Origin of the sequence: Streptomyces sp. NPDC057253 (assembly GCF_042669125.1) — a bacterium.
Lineage (GTDB): Bacteria > Actinomycetota > Actinomycetes > Streptomycetales > Streptomycetaceae > Streptomyces.
On sequence record NZ_JBHUXV010000115.1, the window covers coordinates 1 to 15,196 of the forward strand.

Annotated in this window: 14 protein-coding genes; 10 read left to right on the forward strand and 4 right to left on the reverse strand. The window is 72.0% G+C overall.

Annotation, left to right across the window (positions count from 1 at the left end):
* Window positions 1-80: 80 nt before the first annotated feature.
* Window positions 81-494 (reverse strand): pyridoxamine 5'-phosphate oxidase family protein, encoded by a 414-nt coding sequence (locus ACFULQ_RS39195; protein ID WP_383553712.1) that lies wholly within the window; start codon window positions 492-494, stop codon window positions 81-83.
* 124 nt (window positions 495-618) lie between these two features.
* On the opposite strand from ACFULQ_RS39195, the gene clpB reads away from it, so the two are divergent.
* Complete coding sequence (clpB, locus tag ACFULQ_RS39200; RefSeq protein WP_383553714.1) at window positions 619-3,216, forward strand: ATP-dependent chaperone ClpB; 2,598 nt, start codon at window positions 619-621, stop codon at window positions 3,214-3,216.
* A 40-nt stretch (window positions 3,217-3,256) separates the two neighbouring features.
* Here clpB and ACFULQ_RS39205 read toward each other — a convergent pair whose 3' ends face one another.
* The gene (locus tag ACFULQ_RS39205) at window positions 3,257-3,745 is read right to left on the reverse strand and encodes a hypothetical protein (protein ID WP_383553717.1); all 489 of its coding nucleotides are present in this window, start codon (window positions 3,743-3,745) and stop codon (window positions 3,257-3,259) included.
* Between the two features lie 141 nt (window positions 3,746-3,886).
* Between ACFULQ_RS39205 and ACFULQ_RS39210 the strand changes: the two genes are divergently transcribed.
* The gene (locus tag ACFULQ_RS39210) at window positions 3,887-4,414 is read left to right on the forward strand and encodes a YbjN domain-containing protein (RefSeq protein ID WP_383553720.1); all 528 of its coding nucleotides are present in this window, start codon (window positions 3,887-3,889) and stop codon (window positions 4,412-4,414) included.
* 29 nt (window positions 4,415-4,443) lie between these two features.
* On the opposite strand, the gene ACFULQ_RS39215 is transcribed toward ACFULQ_RS39210, so the two are convergent.
* Both ACFULQ_RS39215 and ACFULQ_RS39220 read right to left on the reverse strand, forming a co-directional pair.
* Window positions 4,444-5,628, reverse strand: a complete 1,185-nt coding sequence (locus ACFULQ_RS39215) for a hypothetical protein (protein ID WP_383553722.1) — start codon at window positions 5,626-5,628, stop codon at window positions 4,444-4,446.
* Between the two features lie 109 nt (window positions 5,629-5,737).
* Window positions 5,738-6,937: a pyridoxal phosphate-dependent aminotransferase gene (locus ACFULQ_RS39220; RefSeq protein WP_383553724.1), complete on the reverse strand. Its 1,200-nt coding sequence runs from the start codon at window positions 6,935-6,937 to the stop codon at window positions 5,738-5,740.
* Between the two features lie 129 nt (window positions 6,938-7,066).
* On the opposite strand from ACFULQ_RS39220, the gene ACFULQ_RS39225 reads away from it, so the two are divergent.
* The 8 genes from ACFULQ_RS39225 to ACFULQ_RS39260 all read left to right on the forward strand — a co-directional run bounded on the left by ACFULQ_RS39225 (window position 7,067) and on the right by ACFULQ_RS39260 (window position 15,019).
* Window positions 7,067-7,390 carry a hypothetical protein gene (locus ACFULQ_RS39225; RefSeq protein WP_383553726.1) on the forward strand — a complete coding sequence of 108 codons (324 nt, stop codon included), beginning with the start codon at window positions 7,067-7,069 and terminating at the stop codon, window positions 7,388-7,390.
* A gap of 401 nt (window positions 7,391-7,791) precedes the next feature.
* The gene (locus ACFULQ_RS39230; RefSeq protein WP_383553729.1) at window positions 7,792-8,316 is read left to right on the forward strand and encodes a DUF2617 family protein; all 525 of its coding nucleotides are present in this window, start codon (window positions 7,792-7,794) and stop codon (window positions 8,314-8,316) included.
* A gap of 88 nt (window positions 8,317-8,404) precedes the next feature.
* The gene (locus ACFULQ_RS39235; protein WP_383553732.1) at window positions 8,405-10,042 is read left to right on the forward strand and encodes a polyamine aminopropyltransferase; all 1,638 of its coding nucleotides are present in this window, start codon (window positions 8,405-8,407) and stop codon (window positions 10,040-10,042) included.
* 99 nt (window positions 10,043-10,141) lie between these two features.
* A complete protein-coding gene (locus ACFULQ_RS39240) occupies window positions 10,142-10,954 on the forward strand; it encodes an SRPBCC domain-containing protein (protein ID WP_383553735.1) in 813 nt (270 codons plus the stop codon).
* A 13-nt stretch (window positions 10,955-10,967) separates the two neighbouring features.
* The gene (locus ACFULQ_RS39245; RefSeq protein ID WP_383553738.1) at window positions 10,968-11,756 is read left to right on the forward strand and encodes an aldose 1-epimerase; all 789 of its coding nucleotides are present in this window, start codon (window positions 10,968-10,970) and stop codon (window positions 11,754-11,756) included.
* A 10-nt stretch (window positions 11,757-11,766) separates the two neighbouring features.
* A complete protein-coding gene (gene pyrE, locus ACFULQ_RS39250; RefSeq protein WP_383553740.1) occupies window positions 11,767-12,315 on the forward strand; it encodes an orotate phosphoribosyltransferase in 549 nt (182 codons plus the stop codon).
* 147 nt (window positions 12,316-12,462) lie between these two features.
* The gene (gene fbaA, locus ACFULQ_RS39255; RefSeq protein WP_383553743.1) at window positions 12,463-13,494 is read left to right on the forward strand and encodes a class II fructose-bisphosphate aldolase; all 1,032 of its coding nucleotides are present in this window, start codon (window positions 12,463-12,465) and stop codon (window positions 13,492-13,494) included.
* A gap of 58 nt (window positions 13,495-13,552) precedes the next feature.
* Window positions 13,553-15,019, forward strand: coding sequence for an MFS transporter (locus ACFULQ_RS39260; RefSeq protein ID WP_383553746.1), 1,467 nt, complete (start codon window positions 13,553-13,555; stop codon window positions 15,017-15,019).
* Window positions 15,020-15,196 lie beyond the last annotated feature (177 nt).

Sequence of the window (15,196 nt, forward strand, 5' to 3'; positions counted from 1 at the left end):
GGCTTCCCGGTCACCTTAACCGGGTCCCCCCGCTGCAGTTTTGGGCGACATTTCGGGTTATCGGACGATCGGCCCCTGGCTCAAAAACGCCCCATCGCGCCCGTCAGTGAGATCTCGATGACCACCCGCAAGGGGTTCGGTGCCGGGGTCCGCTCATAGCGCTCGGCGTAGCGCCGCACCGCCTCCGCGATGCGCTCCGGGTCCGTGCTGACCCGCGCCCTGCCCTCCAGCGTGGCCCACCGCGGCCCCGCCACCTGGCACACCGCCACCGCCGCCCCGTCCTCGCCGGCCGCCAGCACGTGCCGTACCTTCGCGCTCGTCCGGCTCGCGATCACCCGAGCCAGACGGGCCTCCGGGTCGTATGTCACCCCGACGGGCACCAGGTGCGGGGTGCCGTCCGGGCGGGGGGTGGTCAGTGTGCACAGATGCCGTTCCCGCCAGAAGCTGAGGTACGACGGGTCCGGGGCACCCGGATCCTGGGCGTAGGAGGTCATGCCGGGACGCTAGTCCCCGATTCCTCCCGAGGACTGCCTTGAGTGGAATAGACTCAACTTTATGTACGCTGACTGAGTCAGTGCAGGAGTCGCAGGAGCTGACACCGAGGAGGAGTACGGACACGTGGATGCCGAGCTGACCAACCGGAGCCGGGACGCCATCAACGCGGCCAGCAACCGGGCCGTGACCGAGGGACACCCGGACCTCACCCCCGCCCACCTGCTCCTCGCTCTGCTCCAGGGGCAGGACAACGAGAACATCGTCGATCTGCTGGCCGCCGTCGACGCCGACCAGGCCGCCGTGCGGGCCGGGGCCGAGAAGGTGCTCGGCTCGCTGCCCAGCGTGACCGGGTCCACCGTCGCGCCCCCGCAGCCCAACCGCGACCTGCTCTCCGTCATCGCCGACGCGCAGGCCCGTGCCAAGGACCTCGGTGACGAGTTCCTCTCCACCGAGCACCTGCTCATCGGTATCGCCGCCAAGGGCGGACCGGCCGCCGAGGTGCTGAACCAGCAGGGCGCCACCCAGAAGAAGCTGGTCGACGCCTTCCAGAAAGCCCGGGGAGGGCGCCGCGTGACCACCGCCGATCCCGAGGGCCAGTACAAGGCCCTGGAGAAGTTCGGAACCGACTTCACCGCCGCCGCGCGGGACGGCAAGCTCGACCCCGTCATCGGCCGCGACCAGGAGATCCGCCGGGTCGTGCAGGTGCTGTCCCGCCGTACGAAGAACAACCCCGTCCTCATCGGCGAGCCCGGCGTCGGCAAGACCGCCGTCGTCGAGGGCCTTGCCCAGCGGATCGTCAAGGGGGACGTGCCCGAGTCGCTCAAGGACAAGCGGCTCGTCGCACTCGACCTCGGGGCCATGGTCGCCGGGGCCAAGTACCGGGGTGAGTTCGAGGAGCGGCTGAAGACCGTGCTCGCGGAGATCAAGGACTCCGACGGGCAGATCATCACCTTCATCGACGAGCTGCACACCGTCGTGGGCGCGGGCGCCGGCGGCGACTCCGCCATGGACGCCGGCAACATGCTCAAGCCGATGCTGGCTCGCGGTGAGCTGCGCATGGTCGGCGCGACGACCCTCGACGAGTACCGGGAGCGGATCGAGAAGGACCCCGCCCTGGAGCGCCGCTTCCAGCAGGTGCTGGTCGCCGAGCCCACCGTCGAGGACACCATCGCCATCCTGCGCGGGCTCAAGGGCCGCTACGAGGCCCACCACAAGGTCCAGATCGCCGACAGCGCGCTGGTCGCCGCCGCGACCCTCTCCGACCGGTACATCACCTCCCGCTTCCTGCCCGACAAGGCCATCGACCTCGTCGACGAGGCGGCCTCCCGGCTGCGGATGGAGATCGACTCCTCGCCTGTCGAGATCGACGAACTCCACCGCGGGGTCGACCGGTTGAAGATGGAGGAGCTCGCGCTGGAGAAGGAGACCGACCCGGCCTCCCGCGAGCGCCTGGAGCGGCTGCGCCGCGACCTCGCCGACAAGGAGGAGGAGCTGCGGGGCCTGACCGCCCGCTGGGAGAAGGAGAAGCAGTCCCTCAACCGCGTCGGTGAACTCAAGGAGAAGCTGGACGAGTTGCGCGGTCAGGCCGAACGCGCTCAGCGCGACGGCGACTTCGACACCGCCAGCAAGCTGCTGTACGGCGAGATCCCCACCCTGGAAAGGGACTTGGAGGCCGCCTCGGAGGCCGAGGAGGAGGCCGCCAAGGACACCATGGTCAAGGAGGAGGTCGGCTCCGACGACATCGCGGACACCGTCGCCGCTTGGACCGGCATCCCGGCCGGCCGCCTCCTGGAGGGCGAGACCCAGAAACTCCTGCGCATGGAGGAGGAGTTGGGCAAGCGGCTCATCGGCCAGAGCGAGGCCGTGCAGGCCGTCGCCGACGCCGTACGGCGCACCCGCGCCGGCATCGCCGACCCCGACCGGCCCACCGGCTCCTTCCTCTTCCTCGGCCCGACCGGTGTCGGCAAGACCGAACTCGCCAAGGCGCTCGCCGACTTCCTCTTCGACGACGAGCGGGCGATGGTCCGCATCGACATGTCGGAGTACGGCGAGAAGCACAGCGTGGCCCGGCTGGTCGGCGCGCCTCCCGGCTACGTCGGCTACGAGGAGGGCGGCCAGTTGACGGAGGCCGTGCGCAGGCGGCCGTACAGCGTGGTGCTGTTGGACGAGGTGGAGAAGGCGCACCCCGAGGTCTTCGACGTGCTGCTCCAGGTGCTGGACGACGGGCGGCTGACGGACGGTCAGGGCCGTACGGTCGACTTCCGCAACGCGATCCTGGTGCTGACGTCCAACCTGGGCAGCCAGTTCCTCGTCGACCCGATCACCAGCGAGGCGGAGAAGAAGGAGCAGGTCCTGGAGGTCGTGCGGGCCTCCTTCAAGCCGGAGTTCCTCAACCGGCTCGACGACCTGGTCGTCTTCTCGGCGCTGACCAAGGACGAGCTCGGGCGGATCGCGCGGCTCCAGATCGACCGGCTCGCCAAGCGGCTGGCCGAGCGGCGGCTCACCCTGGAGGTCACCGACGAGGCCCTGGCCTGGCTCGCCGACGAGGGCAACGACCCGGCGTACGGCGCCCGGCCGCTGCGCCGGCTCGTCCAGACCGCGATCGGCGACCGCCTCGCCAAGGAGATCCTGTCCGGCGAGGTCAAGGACGGCGACACGGTCCGGGTGGACGCGTTCGGGGACGGCCTGATCGTGGGTCCGGCCACCGGCAAGACACTCTGAGCGATCCGGGGGCCCCTTCCCGTGGGGCCCCCGCCGTGTCTCACGGGGTGAACGCCTTGTACCGCACCTCGGACCACCTGCGGCTGTCGTGGGTGATCTCGATCTGTACGGAGACCCGCCGCCCCGCGACCCGGTCCGCGCTCAGGCACGCGTCGACCCGGGCGTCGCCGCACTGCGTGGTCCGCAGCTCCGGCCCCTCGGGGAAGCCGGCCGCCACCCAGGCGTCGATCTCGGCGCGCGGCATCCGGAAACGGGCCGTGTAGCTGGGTGCGGGGCCGGCCTCGAGCGCGCACCGGGCGTCCTTCGCCCCCTCCGGCAGCTTCGCCCCGCCGAAGGCCAGGGCCTCGGCGCAGGAGGTCTCCTTGACGTCGGCGGCGACCGAGTCGTCCGTGAACAGCCAGGCGATCAGCAGCGCGAGCAGGGCCGCCACCACCAGCGTCGGCACGGCGAGGATCGCGAGGAAGACCCCCCATCTGGTCCTGCCCGGCACGTCCTGTTCCGGCACGATTTCGGTCTGCGTCTGTGTCATGTGTTCCCCCAACGGTCGGACCCCGTTCTACCGGAGCTGTCCGGATCATGTCAGCCCTGGGAGGACAGGGTCCGTCCGGGCTTGCCACCCCCCTCCCCGCATGGGGGAGGATGGCGGAATCCGTACGAAGGGAAATTCACGGTGACCATCGACCCGTCCTCGATTCCGAACTTCGGGGGCCAGCCCGAGCCGCAGCCCCAAGGACCGGCGGGCCCCGTCGTCCCGGATCAGGATCTCGTGAAGCAGCTCCTCGACCAGATGGAGCTGAAGTATGTCGTCGACGACGAGGGTGACCTCGCGGCGCCGTGGGAGCAGTTCCGTACGTATTTCATGTTCCGCGGCGAGGCCGACCAGCAGGTCTTCTCGGTGCGGACGTTCTACGACCGGCCCCACAAGATCGACGAGAAGCCGCTGCTGCTGGAGTCGATCGACGACTGGAACCGCCGCACCCTGTGGCCCAAGGTCTACAGCCACACCCATGACGACGGCACCGTCCGGCTGATCGGCGAGGCGCAGATGCTGATCGGCACCGGCGTCGCCCTGGAGCACTTCGTGTCCTCCACGGTCAGCTGGGTGCGCGCCGCCATCGAGTTCGACAAGTGGCTCGTCGAACAGCTCGGTCTGGAGGAGGACGTCAACGACGCGGAGAAGCCCGAGGGCGACGAGTAGTCGTTTCCCGGGATGTTTCGGATGTCTCGCTACAGGGGCGTACCGGCGAGCACGACCAGGTACGCGCCGTAGCCGAACGAGAGCCCGGCCAGGGCACCGGTCACCACGGCCGCGTGCCAGGGCCGGGCTCTCGCCGTCCGCACCAGCGCCCGCGCGAGCGGCAGCAGCAGCGGGAAGGCGGGGAGCAGGAAGCGGGGCTTGGACGCGAAGAACCCCGAACCGCCGAGCGCGACCAGCAGCAGGACCCCGCTGTAGACCAGCAGCGGCAGCGGGGCGCGGTCGGCGAGCAGCAGGGCGTACAGGAGTACGGCGGCGGCGACCAGGAGCAGGGCCATCGGGAAGACCAGCCGGTCGCTGCCGAGCACCAGGTGCCGTACGAAGTGCAGCGAGCCCCGGCCCAGGTCGAAGCTGGAGCCCCAGCGGCGCTGCACCGCGAAGTAGCCGCCGAGCAGGTCGCCCTCGCGCCGGCCCACCCACAGCACGTACCCGAGCCAGCCCAGCGGGGCGAGCGCGACGCCCGTCCACAGCCTGTGGGTAACTTTTCGCCTCGCTCGAACACACCGCACGATCTCGTACGACGCCGTCGCGAGGACCGCCGCCGCGGCCGCGACCCCATTGGGCCGGGCCAGGCCCGCCAGCGCGGCCAGCGCCCCCGCCCACACCCAGCGGCCGGTGAGCAGGGCGTACAGCGACCACGCGGCGAGGGCCGTCAGGACCGGTTCGGTGTACGCCAGACACAGGACGACCGAGTGCGGCAGCAGGCCCCACAGCAGGACCAGGGCGGTCGCCACCGCGCGTCCGTACAGGCGCAGGGCGAGGGCGTGGATGCCGGCGGCGGCCACCGCGGCGGCGGTCCACGACACCAGCAGGCCGGCCGCGCCCCCGCTGAGCGGGGTCAGCGCGGTCACCGCCCGGACCAGCCCCGGGTAGAGCGGGAAGAACGCCAGATCGCTGAAGACGACACCCGGCCGGATGTGCAGGGTGCGGACATAGCCGTGCGCGGCGATCCCCAGGTACCACCGGGAGTCCCAGGACCGCCCGAGCAGCGTGAGCGGGCCGTGCCCGGTGGCCCAGGCGGTCACCGCGAGCACACCGAGACCGCCGACCCGCGCGACGGCGAACAGCCCGAGCGCGGTCACCAGGGGATGAGCGGTACGGCCCCGGGTGCCGGGCCGTGTGACGCTGGGCGGTGCGAGCGTGCTGGCGTGGGTCACATCAGCACATTGCAGAAGAAGTCAGTCATAAGCGAGCATCACGTGCTGCCGATGGTGGTGTCGCCGTACCGGGAGCCGACGGTCGGGCGGACGCCGGCGCCGTGTCCGCTCAGCCCGCCAGGGCCTTCAACCGCTGTACGGCCTCCTCAAGGACCGTCGTGCGCTTGCAGAACGCGAACCGTACGAAGGGTGCGCCCGCCTCCCGGTGGTCGTAGAAGACGGCGTTCGGGATGGCGACCACGCCCGCGCGCTCCGGCAGGGCGCGGCAGAAGGCGAAGCCGTCGCTCTCGCCCAGGGGGCGGATGTCGGTGGTGATGAAGTAGGTGCCGGCCGTCCTGAAGACCTCGAAACCGGCCTCGGCCAGGCCCCCCGCCAGCAGGTCCCGCTTGGCCCGCATGTCCTCGCGGAAGGCCGTGAAGTAGCTGTCCGGGAGGGCGAGCGCTTCGGCCACCGCGTACTGGAACGGCCCGGAGGAGACGTACGTCAGGAACTGCTTCGCCGAGCGGACCGCGGAGACCAGTCCGGGGGCCGCCGTGATCCAGCCGACCTTCCAGCCGGTGAAGGAGAACGTCTTGCCCGCGGAGCCGATCGTCACCGTGCGCTCGCGCATCCCCGGGAAGGTCGCGAGGGGGAGGTGCTCGGCGTCGTCGAAGACCAGGTGCTCGTAGACCTCGTCCGTGACCACCAGCAGATCCCGCTCCACGGCCAGTTCGGCGATCGCCGTCAGCTCCTCGCGGGTGAGGACCGTGCCGGTGGGGTTGTGCGGGGTGTTGATCAGCAGGAGACGGGTCCGGTCGGTGACGGCGGCGCGCAGCTCGTCGAGGTCGAGGCGGAAGCGCGCGCCGCCGTCGACGTCCGGCCGCAGGGTGACCGGCACGCGCGTGCCGCCCGCCATCGCGATGCAGGCCGCGTAGGAGTCGTAGTACGGCTCCAGGGCGACCACCTCGTCGCCGGGCTCGACCAGGGCCAGCAGGGCCGCCGCGATGGCCTCCGTGGCGCCGGCGGTGACCAGGACCTCGGTGTCGGGGTCGAAGGTCAGGCCGTAACGGCGCTCCTGGTGCGCGGCGACTGCCGTGCGCAGCTCCGGGACGCCCGGGCCCGGCGGGTACTGGTTGCCGCGCCCGTCGCGCAGCGCCCGCACGGCCGCCTCCCTGACCTCTTCGGGGCCGTCCGTGTCGGGGAAGCCCTGGCCCAGGTTGATCGAGCCGGTGCTGAGAGCGAGGGCGGACATCTCGGCGAAGATCGTCGTCCCGAACTCGGCGAGACGGCGGTTCAGCAGGGGGCGTGCGCTGGAGGTCATGCCGGTCATCCTGTGCCCAAGCTCTGGAGTTCCTCAACTCTGCTTTGGCCCGTGAGACGGAAGGGCATCTCCAGCTCACGCAACCGGCGAGGCGCCCACGGGGGGCCGTCTCGGGGGGTAACGGAAGGAGGGTGAGCCATGGTCATCGGCATCATCCTGTTGGTCTTCGTGGTCGTGTTCCTGGTGGGTGTGGCGGCCGTCGTGTTCCGGAACGGTTCGACGCGCCGGCGGGTGCGGGCGGCCGGTGGTGGCGGCGCCGCGGGCAGCAACAGCTGGTGGGTCGGCGGCGGCGGAGGCGGGTCCGACTCCGGGAGCGGCGGGCACTCCGGGGGCGGTGGGCACCACGGGGGCGGCGGCCACGGCGGGCACTCCTGCGGTGGTGGGCACTCCTGCGGCGGTGGGTCGTCCTGTGGTGGCGGGTCGTCCTGCGGCGGCGGGGGCGGATGCGGGGGAGGCAGCTGACACGGGGCAGCTGAGCTCCGTCAGGGGGAACCGCATCCGCGGACGGGGGAGCGCGGGGGCGTGGGTCCGGACCTGGGTCGGGATCCACGCCCCCGCTTGTCGCACTTTCACTCCGGTGCACCCGTGCTCCGGCGTACGCTCCGGCCGCCGTGGCGCACGCCGTGGTTGAACAGTTGAGCTGTGGAGCCCACGGAGGGATGGAAACCCCACGAAGTTGGGTAAAAACGCTGTGGCGGCGCCACTGTTCATGATTCCCTCTAAATCACCAACGCAGCCCCTCGGACGTCCTACGGACACGTCCTGACCTCCCGACTGGGCTGACCGGGCCGATCCCCCCACAGTCGCCCGGGTGTGCCGGAACCCCACACCACCCTTTCTTTGCGTGCTAGCGGAGCCGACCCATGCTCACGACCCTGAACACCTCGTACACCGACACGCGCGCGGCCGACCTCGCCTGGGCCCTGGGGCGTGAGCCGCTGCCCGCCCTCGCCACGCTCGACCTCGAACTGGCCGGGGCGAAGCTTCAGTTGAGACTTCTCGGCGCGTCCCACCAAGTGCTCCTGGAGGAGGAGCGGGGCACCTGCTCGGAGACGGTGGCGTGTATCGCCGGCAGCAGTACGCCCTTGCCGCTGGGCGTGGCCAAGCGGGTGGGCGACTGGGAGTACGAGTTCGCCGCGCGGCTGGAGCTGCTGTCGCCCGGTCAGTTCGCGGGACGGGCACAGGAGTTGCTGGCGCTGGTGTCCGACCATCCGAACGGACTTGCCGGTGTCTTCCCGGGCAGCCCGCACGCCTTCACGGCGCTGCTGGCCCAGCGGCACGAGGGGCAGGTGCACTGGCGGACCTGGCACGCGTACCCGCAGGACGGGCAGTTGGTGGCCACCCGGACCCGGGTCGGCGTGCGCGTTCCGGTGGGCACCGCGGGCTGAACCGAGCAAACCCCCGTTTCCCGGTTGTCCCTCAGTTCCACACGTGTGGGTGACGAAGCGTGCTGCGGCCGTGACGTAACGTCGCACCGTGATCGAGCCGCACGCCCCCGCCCCGCCCGGCGCTCCGCCGCCCTGGGCCGGGCCCGCGCGGCTGCCGGTCCGGCAGGGGACCGGGCGGTTCCTCGTCCTCGCGTGCGTCTTCGTCTGCGCGGCCTGCGGACTGGTGTACGAGCTCGAACTGGTCGCCCTGGCCTCGTACTTGATCGGCGACTCGGTCACCCAGGCGTCCGTGGTGCTGTCCGTCATGGTCTTCGCGATGGGCATCGGCTCGCTCGCCGCCAAGCGGCTGCGCCGGCTCGCGGCGGCCGCCTTCGGCGCGCTGGAGGCGCTTCTCGCGCTGGTCGGCGGGTGCAGTGCGATGGCCCTGTACGCCGTCTTCGCGTGGACCGGTGACTGGGGCGGACTGTGGGCGAGCGGACCGCGCTGGCTCCTGGTCGCCTTCTCCCTCGCCATCGGCCTGCTCATCGGCGCCGAAGTCCCCCTGCTGATGGAGCTGATCCAACGCATCCGCCGCCAGGACGCGGGCGGCGCGGTCGCCGACCTGTTCGCGGCGGACTACGTCGGCGCGCTGGTCGGGGGCCTCGCCTTCCCCTTTCTCCTGCTGCCCCAGCTGGGCCAGTTGACCGGTGCGCTGCTCACCGGCGCGGTCAACGCGGTCGCGGGCGGCGCCCTGGTCCTCGGCCTGTTCCGGCGCGACCTGACCCGCCGCGCCCGCTGGCTGCTGCTGGGCGCCAACCTCGCCGTGCTCGGCGTCCTCGCCACCGCCGCCGTCCTCGTCGACGACTTCGAGCGGGCCGCGCGGGAGGCCGTCTACGGCAAGGACGTCCGGGTCGCCGTCCAGAGCGGCGTCCAGGAGGTCGTCCTGACCGGCGGCTCCGACGGCCGCCCCCTCGACCTCTTCCTCGACGGCCGGCTCAGGGTCAGCGGCCGCGACGAGGACCGGTATCACCAGGCCCTGGTCCACCCCGCGATGGACGGCCCCCACGCGCGCGTGCTCGTCCTCGGGGGCGGGGACGGCCTCGCCGCCCGCGAGGTGCTCAGGTATCCGGGCGTCCGGCGGGTCGACGTCGTCGAGCTCGACCCCGCGGTGGTGGACCTGGCCCGCGGCGACCCGGCGCTCTCCCGTCTCAACGGCCATGTGTACGGCGACGCGCGCGTGCACGTGACCGTCGCCGACGCCTTCCGCCGGCTGCGGACGGGGCTCCCGGTGCCGTCGTACGACGTGGTGATCGCCGATCTGCCCGACCCCGGCGTCACCGCGAGCACCAAGCTGTACTCGCAGGAGTTCTACGGCCTGGTCCGCCGCGTGCTGACCCCCGACGGCCGTCTCGTCGTGCACACCGGGCCCGTCGCCGCCCGCCCTCGGGTCTTCTGGACCGTGGTGGCCACGCTACGTGCGGCGGGCCTGCACACCACGCCCTACCGCGTCACCGGCCGCGCCACGGGTTTTCCCGCGGGCCCCGACCGCACGGCCCGCGCGTCGGGGAGCCCGGACGACTGGGGCTTCGTCCTGGCGTCCCCGCACACTCGCCTGCCGCTGCTCCTCGGCCCCGGGGCGCCGGGCTCGCGCCTGACGGAGCGGACGCTGCGGGAGGCGGGGCGGGCGGCGGAGGCGACGCGGGTCGGGGGGCTGCCGGCTTCCACGCTGGTGCATCCGCGGTACTGAGTCGTTCCGGGCCGTTGCGGGGCCGTTGAGGGGCCGACCCGCGGTTACTTTCGGGCAACAGGAGTGCTGTGGGGGTCCCCCGTAGGTAGGCTCGCAGGCATGGAGCATGAGGTGTACGTTCCGGTTCCGGTCGAGCGGCTGAGGGAGGCCCTGGAGGACCCCGCCAGGGTGGCCCGGGCGGTTCCCGGGCTCCAGCAGGACGCCGGCGCGGAGCCCGTCGCCGGGCGCCTGAAGGTGCGGATCGGCAGCCACTCCATCACCTACCGGGGAGCGGTCCACGTCACCGGCCGCGAGGACGGTTCCTACGCCGCCGAGGGCGAGGCCACCGAGACCCGCGGCACCGGCTCGGTCAAGCTCTCCCTCACCCTGCGCCTGCGCGCCGCGGACGACGGCACGACCCTGGCCTTCGAGGGCACGGCCACGGCGGACGGCCGCGTCACGGAACTCCCGCAGGACGCGGTGGGCTCCGCGGCCGTACGTCTGCTGAACCGTTTCGCGGAGGGGTTGGGCGAGACGGAGGAGCCGGCGGAGGCGGAGGCTTCCGAGGTGGCCGTGGAGACGCCTGAGGCCGGGACCTCCGAAGCCGCGGAGACGCCTGAGGCCGTGGAGACCCCCGAGGCCGTCGAGGAGCCCTCCGAGACCGAGGAGACCCCCGAGACCCCCGAGCCCGCCCCCGTCGACGACTTCACCGAACCCGTGAACCCCCCGGCCGAGGCCGCCCACGCCCGCCGCACGATGATCGGCCGCAGCGCGGAGGAGGTCGACCACGCGCCCCCGCGGGGCCGCTACGCCCCCGTCCCGGCCCCCCAGACCGTGGCCGCCGGCGTGCCCCTGCGCTGGGCGGCCCCGGCGGCGGCCGTCGCGCTGGCGTCCGCGATCGTGGTGACCCGGGTGCTGAGGAAACGGCGTTGAGTACTGTCGTCCCGTGAGCCATGAAGACATCACGCTGACCGCGGGCGATGCGGAAGTGACCTTGCAGCCGGCAAACGGCGGACGGGTCGGGGGACTTCGGGTTGGAGGCGTCGAACTGCTGCGGCAGGGCGAGCGCTTCGGCTGTTTCCCGATGGTCCCCTGGTGCGGCCGCACCAGGGACGGCCGCTTCCGCGACGGCGCCACCATCCACCAGCTGCCGCTCAACTCCCCACCGCACGCCATCCACGGCACCGCCCGCGACGGCGCCTGGACCGTCGCCCGCAGCAGCGCCGACGAGGCGGTGCTGACGTACGACCTCGTCGACCCCTGGCCCTGGCCCGGCCGGGTCACCCAGATCGTGGCGCTCACCCCGGACGCCCTGACGCTCACCATGTCCGTCGAGACGTACGACTCCTCCTTCCCGGCCCAGATCGGCTGGCACCCCTGGTTCAACCGCACCCTGGACGGCGCGGCCGTACAGCTCGACTTCACCCCCGCCTGGCAGGAGGAGCGCGGCGAGGACCACCTGCCCACCGGCAACCGCGTCGACCCGAAGCCGGGCCCCTGGGACGACTGCTTCGGCATGCCCGACGGCGTGGACGTCACCCTCACCTGGCCCGGACGGCTGGAGCTGAAGGTCACCAGCCGCGAGGAATGGGTCGTGGTCTACGACGAGCAGGAGGCCGCCGTCTGCGTGGAACCGCAGACCGGTCCCCCCAACGGCCTGAACACGGCCCCGCGCCTGGTCACGCCCCTGGAGCCGCTGGAGGCCTCGACGACCTGGACCTGGCGGCGCCTCTAAGCTGACAGGCATGACGGACGTACGCGGCGAGCTGCTGCAGCAGATCAAGGACAAGGCCGTGGTGCACGGCAAGGTGACCCTGTCGTCGGGTCTGGAGGCCGACTACTACGTCGACCTGCGCCGCGTCACCCTGGACGGGGAGGCGGCCCCGCTGGTCGGGCAGGTGCTCCTGGACCTGACCGCGGACCTGGAGTTCGACGCGGTGGGTGGCCTGACCATGGGCGCCGACCCGGTCGCCGGCGCCATGCTGCACGCGGCCCACGCGCGCGGGCAGCGCCTGGACGCCTTCGTGGTCCGCAAGGCCGCGAAGGCGCACGGCATGCAGCGCCGGGTGGAGGGCCCCGACATCGCCGGCCGCCGGGTGCTGGTGGTCGAGGACACCTCCACCACCGGCGGCTCCCCGCTGACCGCGGTCGAGGCGGTGCGCGAGGCGGGCGCGGAGGTCGTCGCGGTCGCCACGATCGTGGACCGGGCGACCGGCGCGGCCGAGAAGATCGAGGAGGGCGCGGGGGTGCCGTACCGCTTCGCGTTCGCCAAGGACGAGCTGGGTCTCGACTGAGTTATCCACAGGCTGAGACGGCTCGGGCGAAGCATCCGGGCGAGTCTGGAAAGATGGGGCCGACGATGACGTCGAACCCCCACACAAGGTCTAGGTCAGGGCCGTAAGTACGCAGTACGCCAACCCGCAGATACAAGGAGCGGACACATGCCGATCGCAACCCCCGAGGTCTACAACGAGATGCTCGACCGGGCGAAGGCAGGCAAGTTCGCCTACCCGGCCATCAACGTGACCTCGACCCAGACCCTGCACGCTGCGCTGCGCGGCTTCGCGGAGGCCGAGAGCGACGGCATCATCCAGATCTCGACCGGTGGTGCCGAGTTCCTGGGCGGCCAGTACAAGAAGGAGATGGTCACGGGTGCCGTGGCCCTCGCCGAGTTCGCGCACATCGTCGCCGAGAAGTACCCGGTCACCGTCGCGCTGCACACCGACCACTGCCCCAAGGACAAGCTCGACGGGTACGTACGCCCGCTGCTCGCCGTGTCCGAGGAGCGCGTGAAGGCCGGCGGCAACCCGCTGTTCCAGTCGCACATGTGGGACGGCTCGGCGGAGACCCTCGCCGACAACCTCGCCATCGCCCAGGAGCTCCTGGAGCGCGCCCGCGCCGCCAAGATCATCCTTGAGGTCGAGATCACCCCGACCGGCGGCGAGGAGGACGGCGTCTCGCACGAGATCAACGACTCGCTGTACACCACCGTCGACGACGCGATCCGTACGGCGGAGGCGCTCGGCCTCGGTGAGAAGGGGCGCTACCTGCTGGCCGCCTCGTTCGGCAACGTCCACGGTGTGTACAAGCCGGGCAACGTCGTGCTCCGCCCCGACCTGCTGAAGGAGCTGAACGACGGCGTGGCCGCCAAGTTCGGCAAGCCGGCCGGCTCCCAGCCCTTCGACTTCGTCTTCCACGGCGGCTCCGGCTCCACGGAGGAGGAGATCCGCACCGCCCTGGAGAACGGCGTGGTCAAGATGAACATCGACACCGACACGCAGTACGCCTTCACGCGTCCGGTCGCCGACCACATGTTCCGCAACTACGACGGCGTCCTGAAGGTCGACGGCGAGGTCGGCTCCAAGAAGACCTACGACCCGCGCACCTGGGGCAAGCTGGCCGAGGCGTCGATGGCCGCCCGGGTCGTCGAGGCCACGCAGAACCTGCGCTCGGCGGGCACGCGGATCAAGTAGGCCCCCTGTTTGCGACGAGCCCGGTGCTACGGCACCGGGCTCGCTGTATATCTGGGTCATGCCCGATGTCCGGCTGGCCTCGCCGCAAGGCAAGTGGATCCTGCTCACCACCGTCCTCGGCTCCAGCATGGCGATGCTGGACTCGACCGTCGTCAACGTCGCCCTGCCGCGCATCGGCCGCGACCTGGACGCCGACCTCGCCGCCCTCCAGTGGACGGTCAACGCGTACATGCTCACGCTGGCCGGGCTGATCCTGCTCGGCGGTTCCCTCGGGGACCGGTACGGCCGCCGCAAGGTGTTCGTGGTGGGGGTCGTGTGGTTCGCGGCCGCCTCGCTGCTGTGCGGCCTCGCCCCGAACGCCGGTGTCCTCGTCGCCGCCCGTGCCCTCCAGGGCGTCGGCGGCGCGCTGCTCACGCCCGGCTCGCTCGCGCTGATCCAGGCCTCCTTCCATCCCGACGACCGGGGCCGGGCGGTGGGCCTGTGGTCCGGGTTCGGCGGCATCGGGGCGGCCGTGGGCCCCTTCGTGGGCGGCTGGCTGGTGGACGGGCCGGGCTGGCGCTGGGTCTTCCTGCTCAACGTCCCGCTGGCCCTGGTGTGCGCGCCGATCGCGGTACGGCATGTCCCGGAGTCGGGGGACGGCCGTACGCACACGCGTTTCGACGTGCTCGGCGCGGTCCTCGGCGCGCTGGCGCTCGCCCTGGTGACGTACGCGCTGATCGAGGCCCGTTCCGGCTCCCTGGTGGTCGCCGTCACGGCGGTCGCGGGGGTGGCCGCCGGGGTGGCCTTCGTGTCCGTCGAGAAGCGGCGGCCCGACCCGATGATGCCGCTGGAGATCTTCGCGTCCCGGCAGTTCACCGCGGTCAACCTGGTCACGCTGTGCGTGTACGCGGCCTTCGGCGGGTTCTTCTTCCTGGCCGCCCTCCAGCTCCAGGTGGTGGTCGGCTGGTCGGCCCTCGCGGCGGGTACGGCGCTGCTGCCGACGACCGCGCTGATGCTGCTGTTCTCGGCGCGCTCGGGTGCCCTGGCCGACCGGATCGGGCCGCGCATCCCGCTCACGGTCGGCCCGCTGCTGTGCGCGGCGGGGATGCTGCTGATGCTGAGGGTCGGCCCGGACGCGTCGTACCTCCTGGACGTGGTCCCGGCCCTCCTGGTCCTCGGCGCCGGCATGGTCACCCTGGTCGCCCCGCTGACGGCGACCGTGCTGGGGTCGGTGGACGCCTCGCGGGCGGGCCTCGCGAGCGGCATCAACAACGCGGCGGCCCGGGCGGCGGGGCTGATCGCGGTGGCGGCGTTGCCGCTGGTCGCGGGGATGGGGGAGGAGGCGTACCGGTCGCCTACGGCGTTCGACAGTGCGTTCGGGCGGGCGATGGTGGTGTGTGCGGGGGTGTTGGTGGTGGGAGCGGTGGTGGCTTTCACGACGGTGAGGTCGCTGCCGCCGGGGTGCCGAAAGCCGGAGTGTCGGACCCACGGGGCTGTGGTGGCACCGCCGCTGGAGGGGGAGAGAGTACGGAAGCAGCTGTCGTAGTGCGTCTGCGGGCCGGTGGGGCTGGTCGCGCAGTTCCCCGCGCCCCTAAAGCGGGTGGGCACAGCTGGGCAGGCCCTGACTGCACCCACTCAGGGGCGCGGGGCTGTGACATCAGCGGCTCCGCCGCGGGGCGCGACCAGCCACGACGCACCCGCAGCCTCCCGACGACCTGTCTCC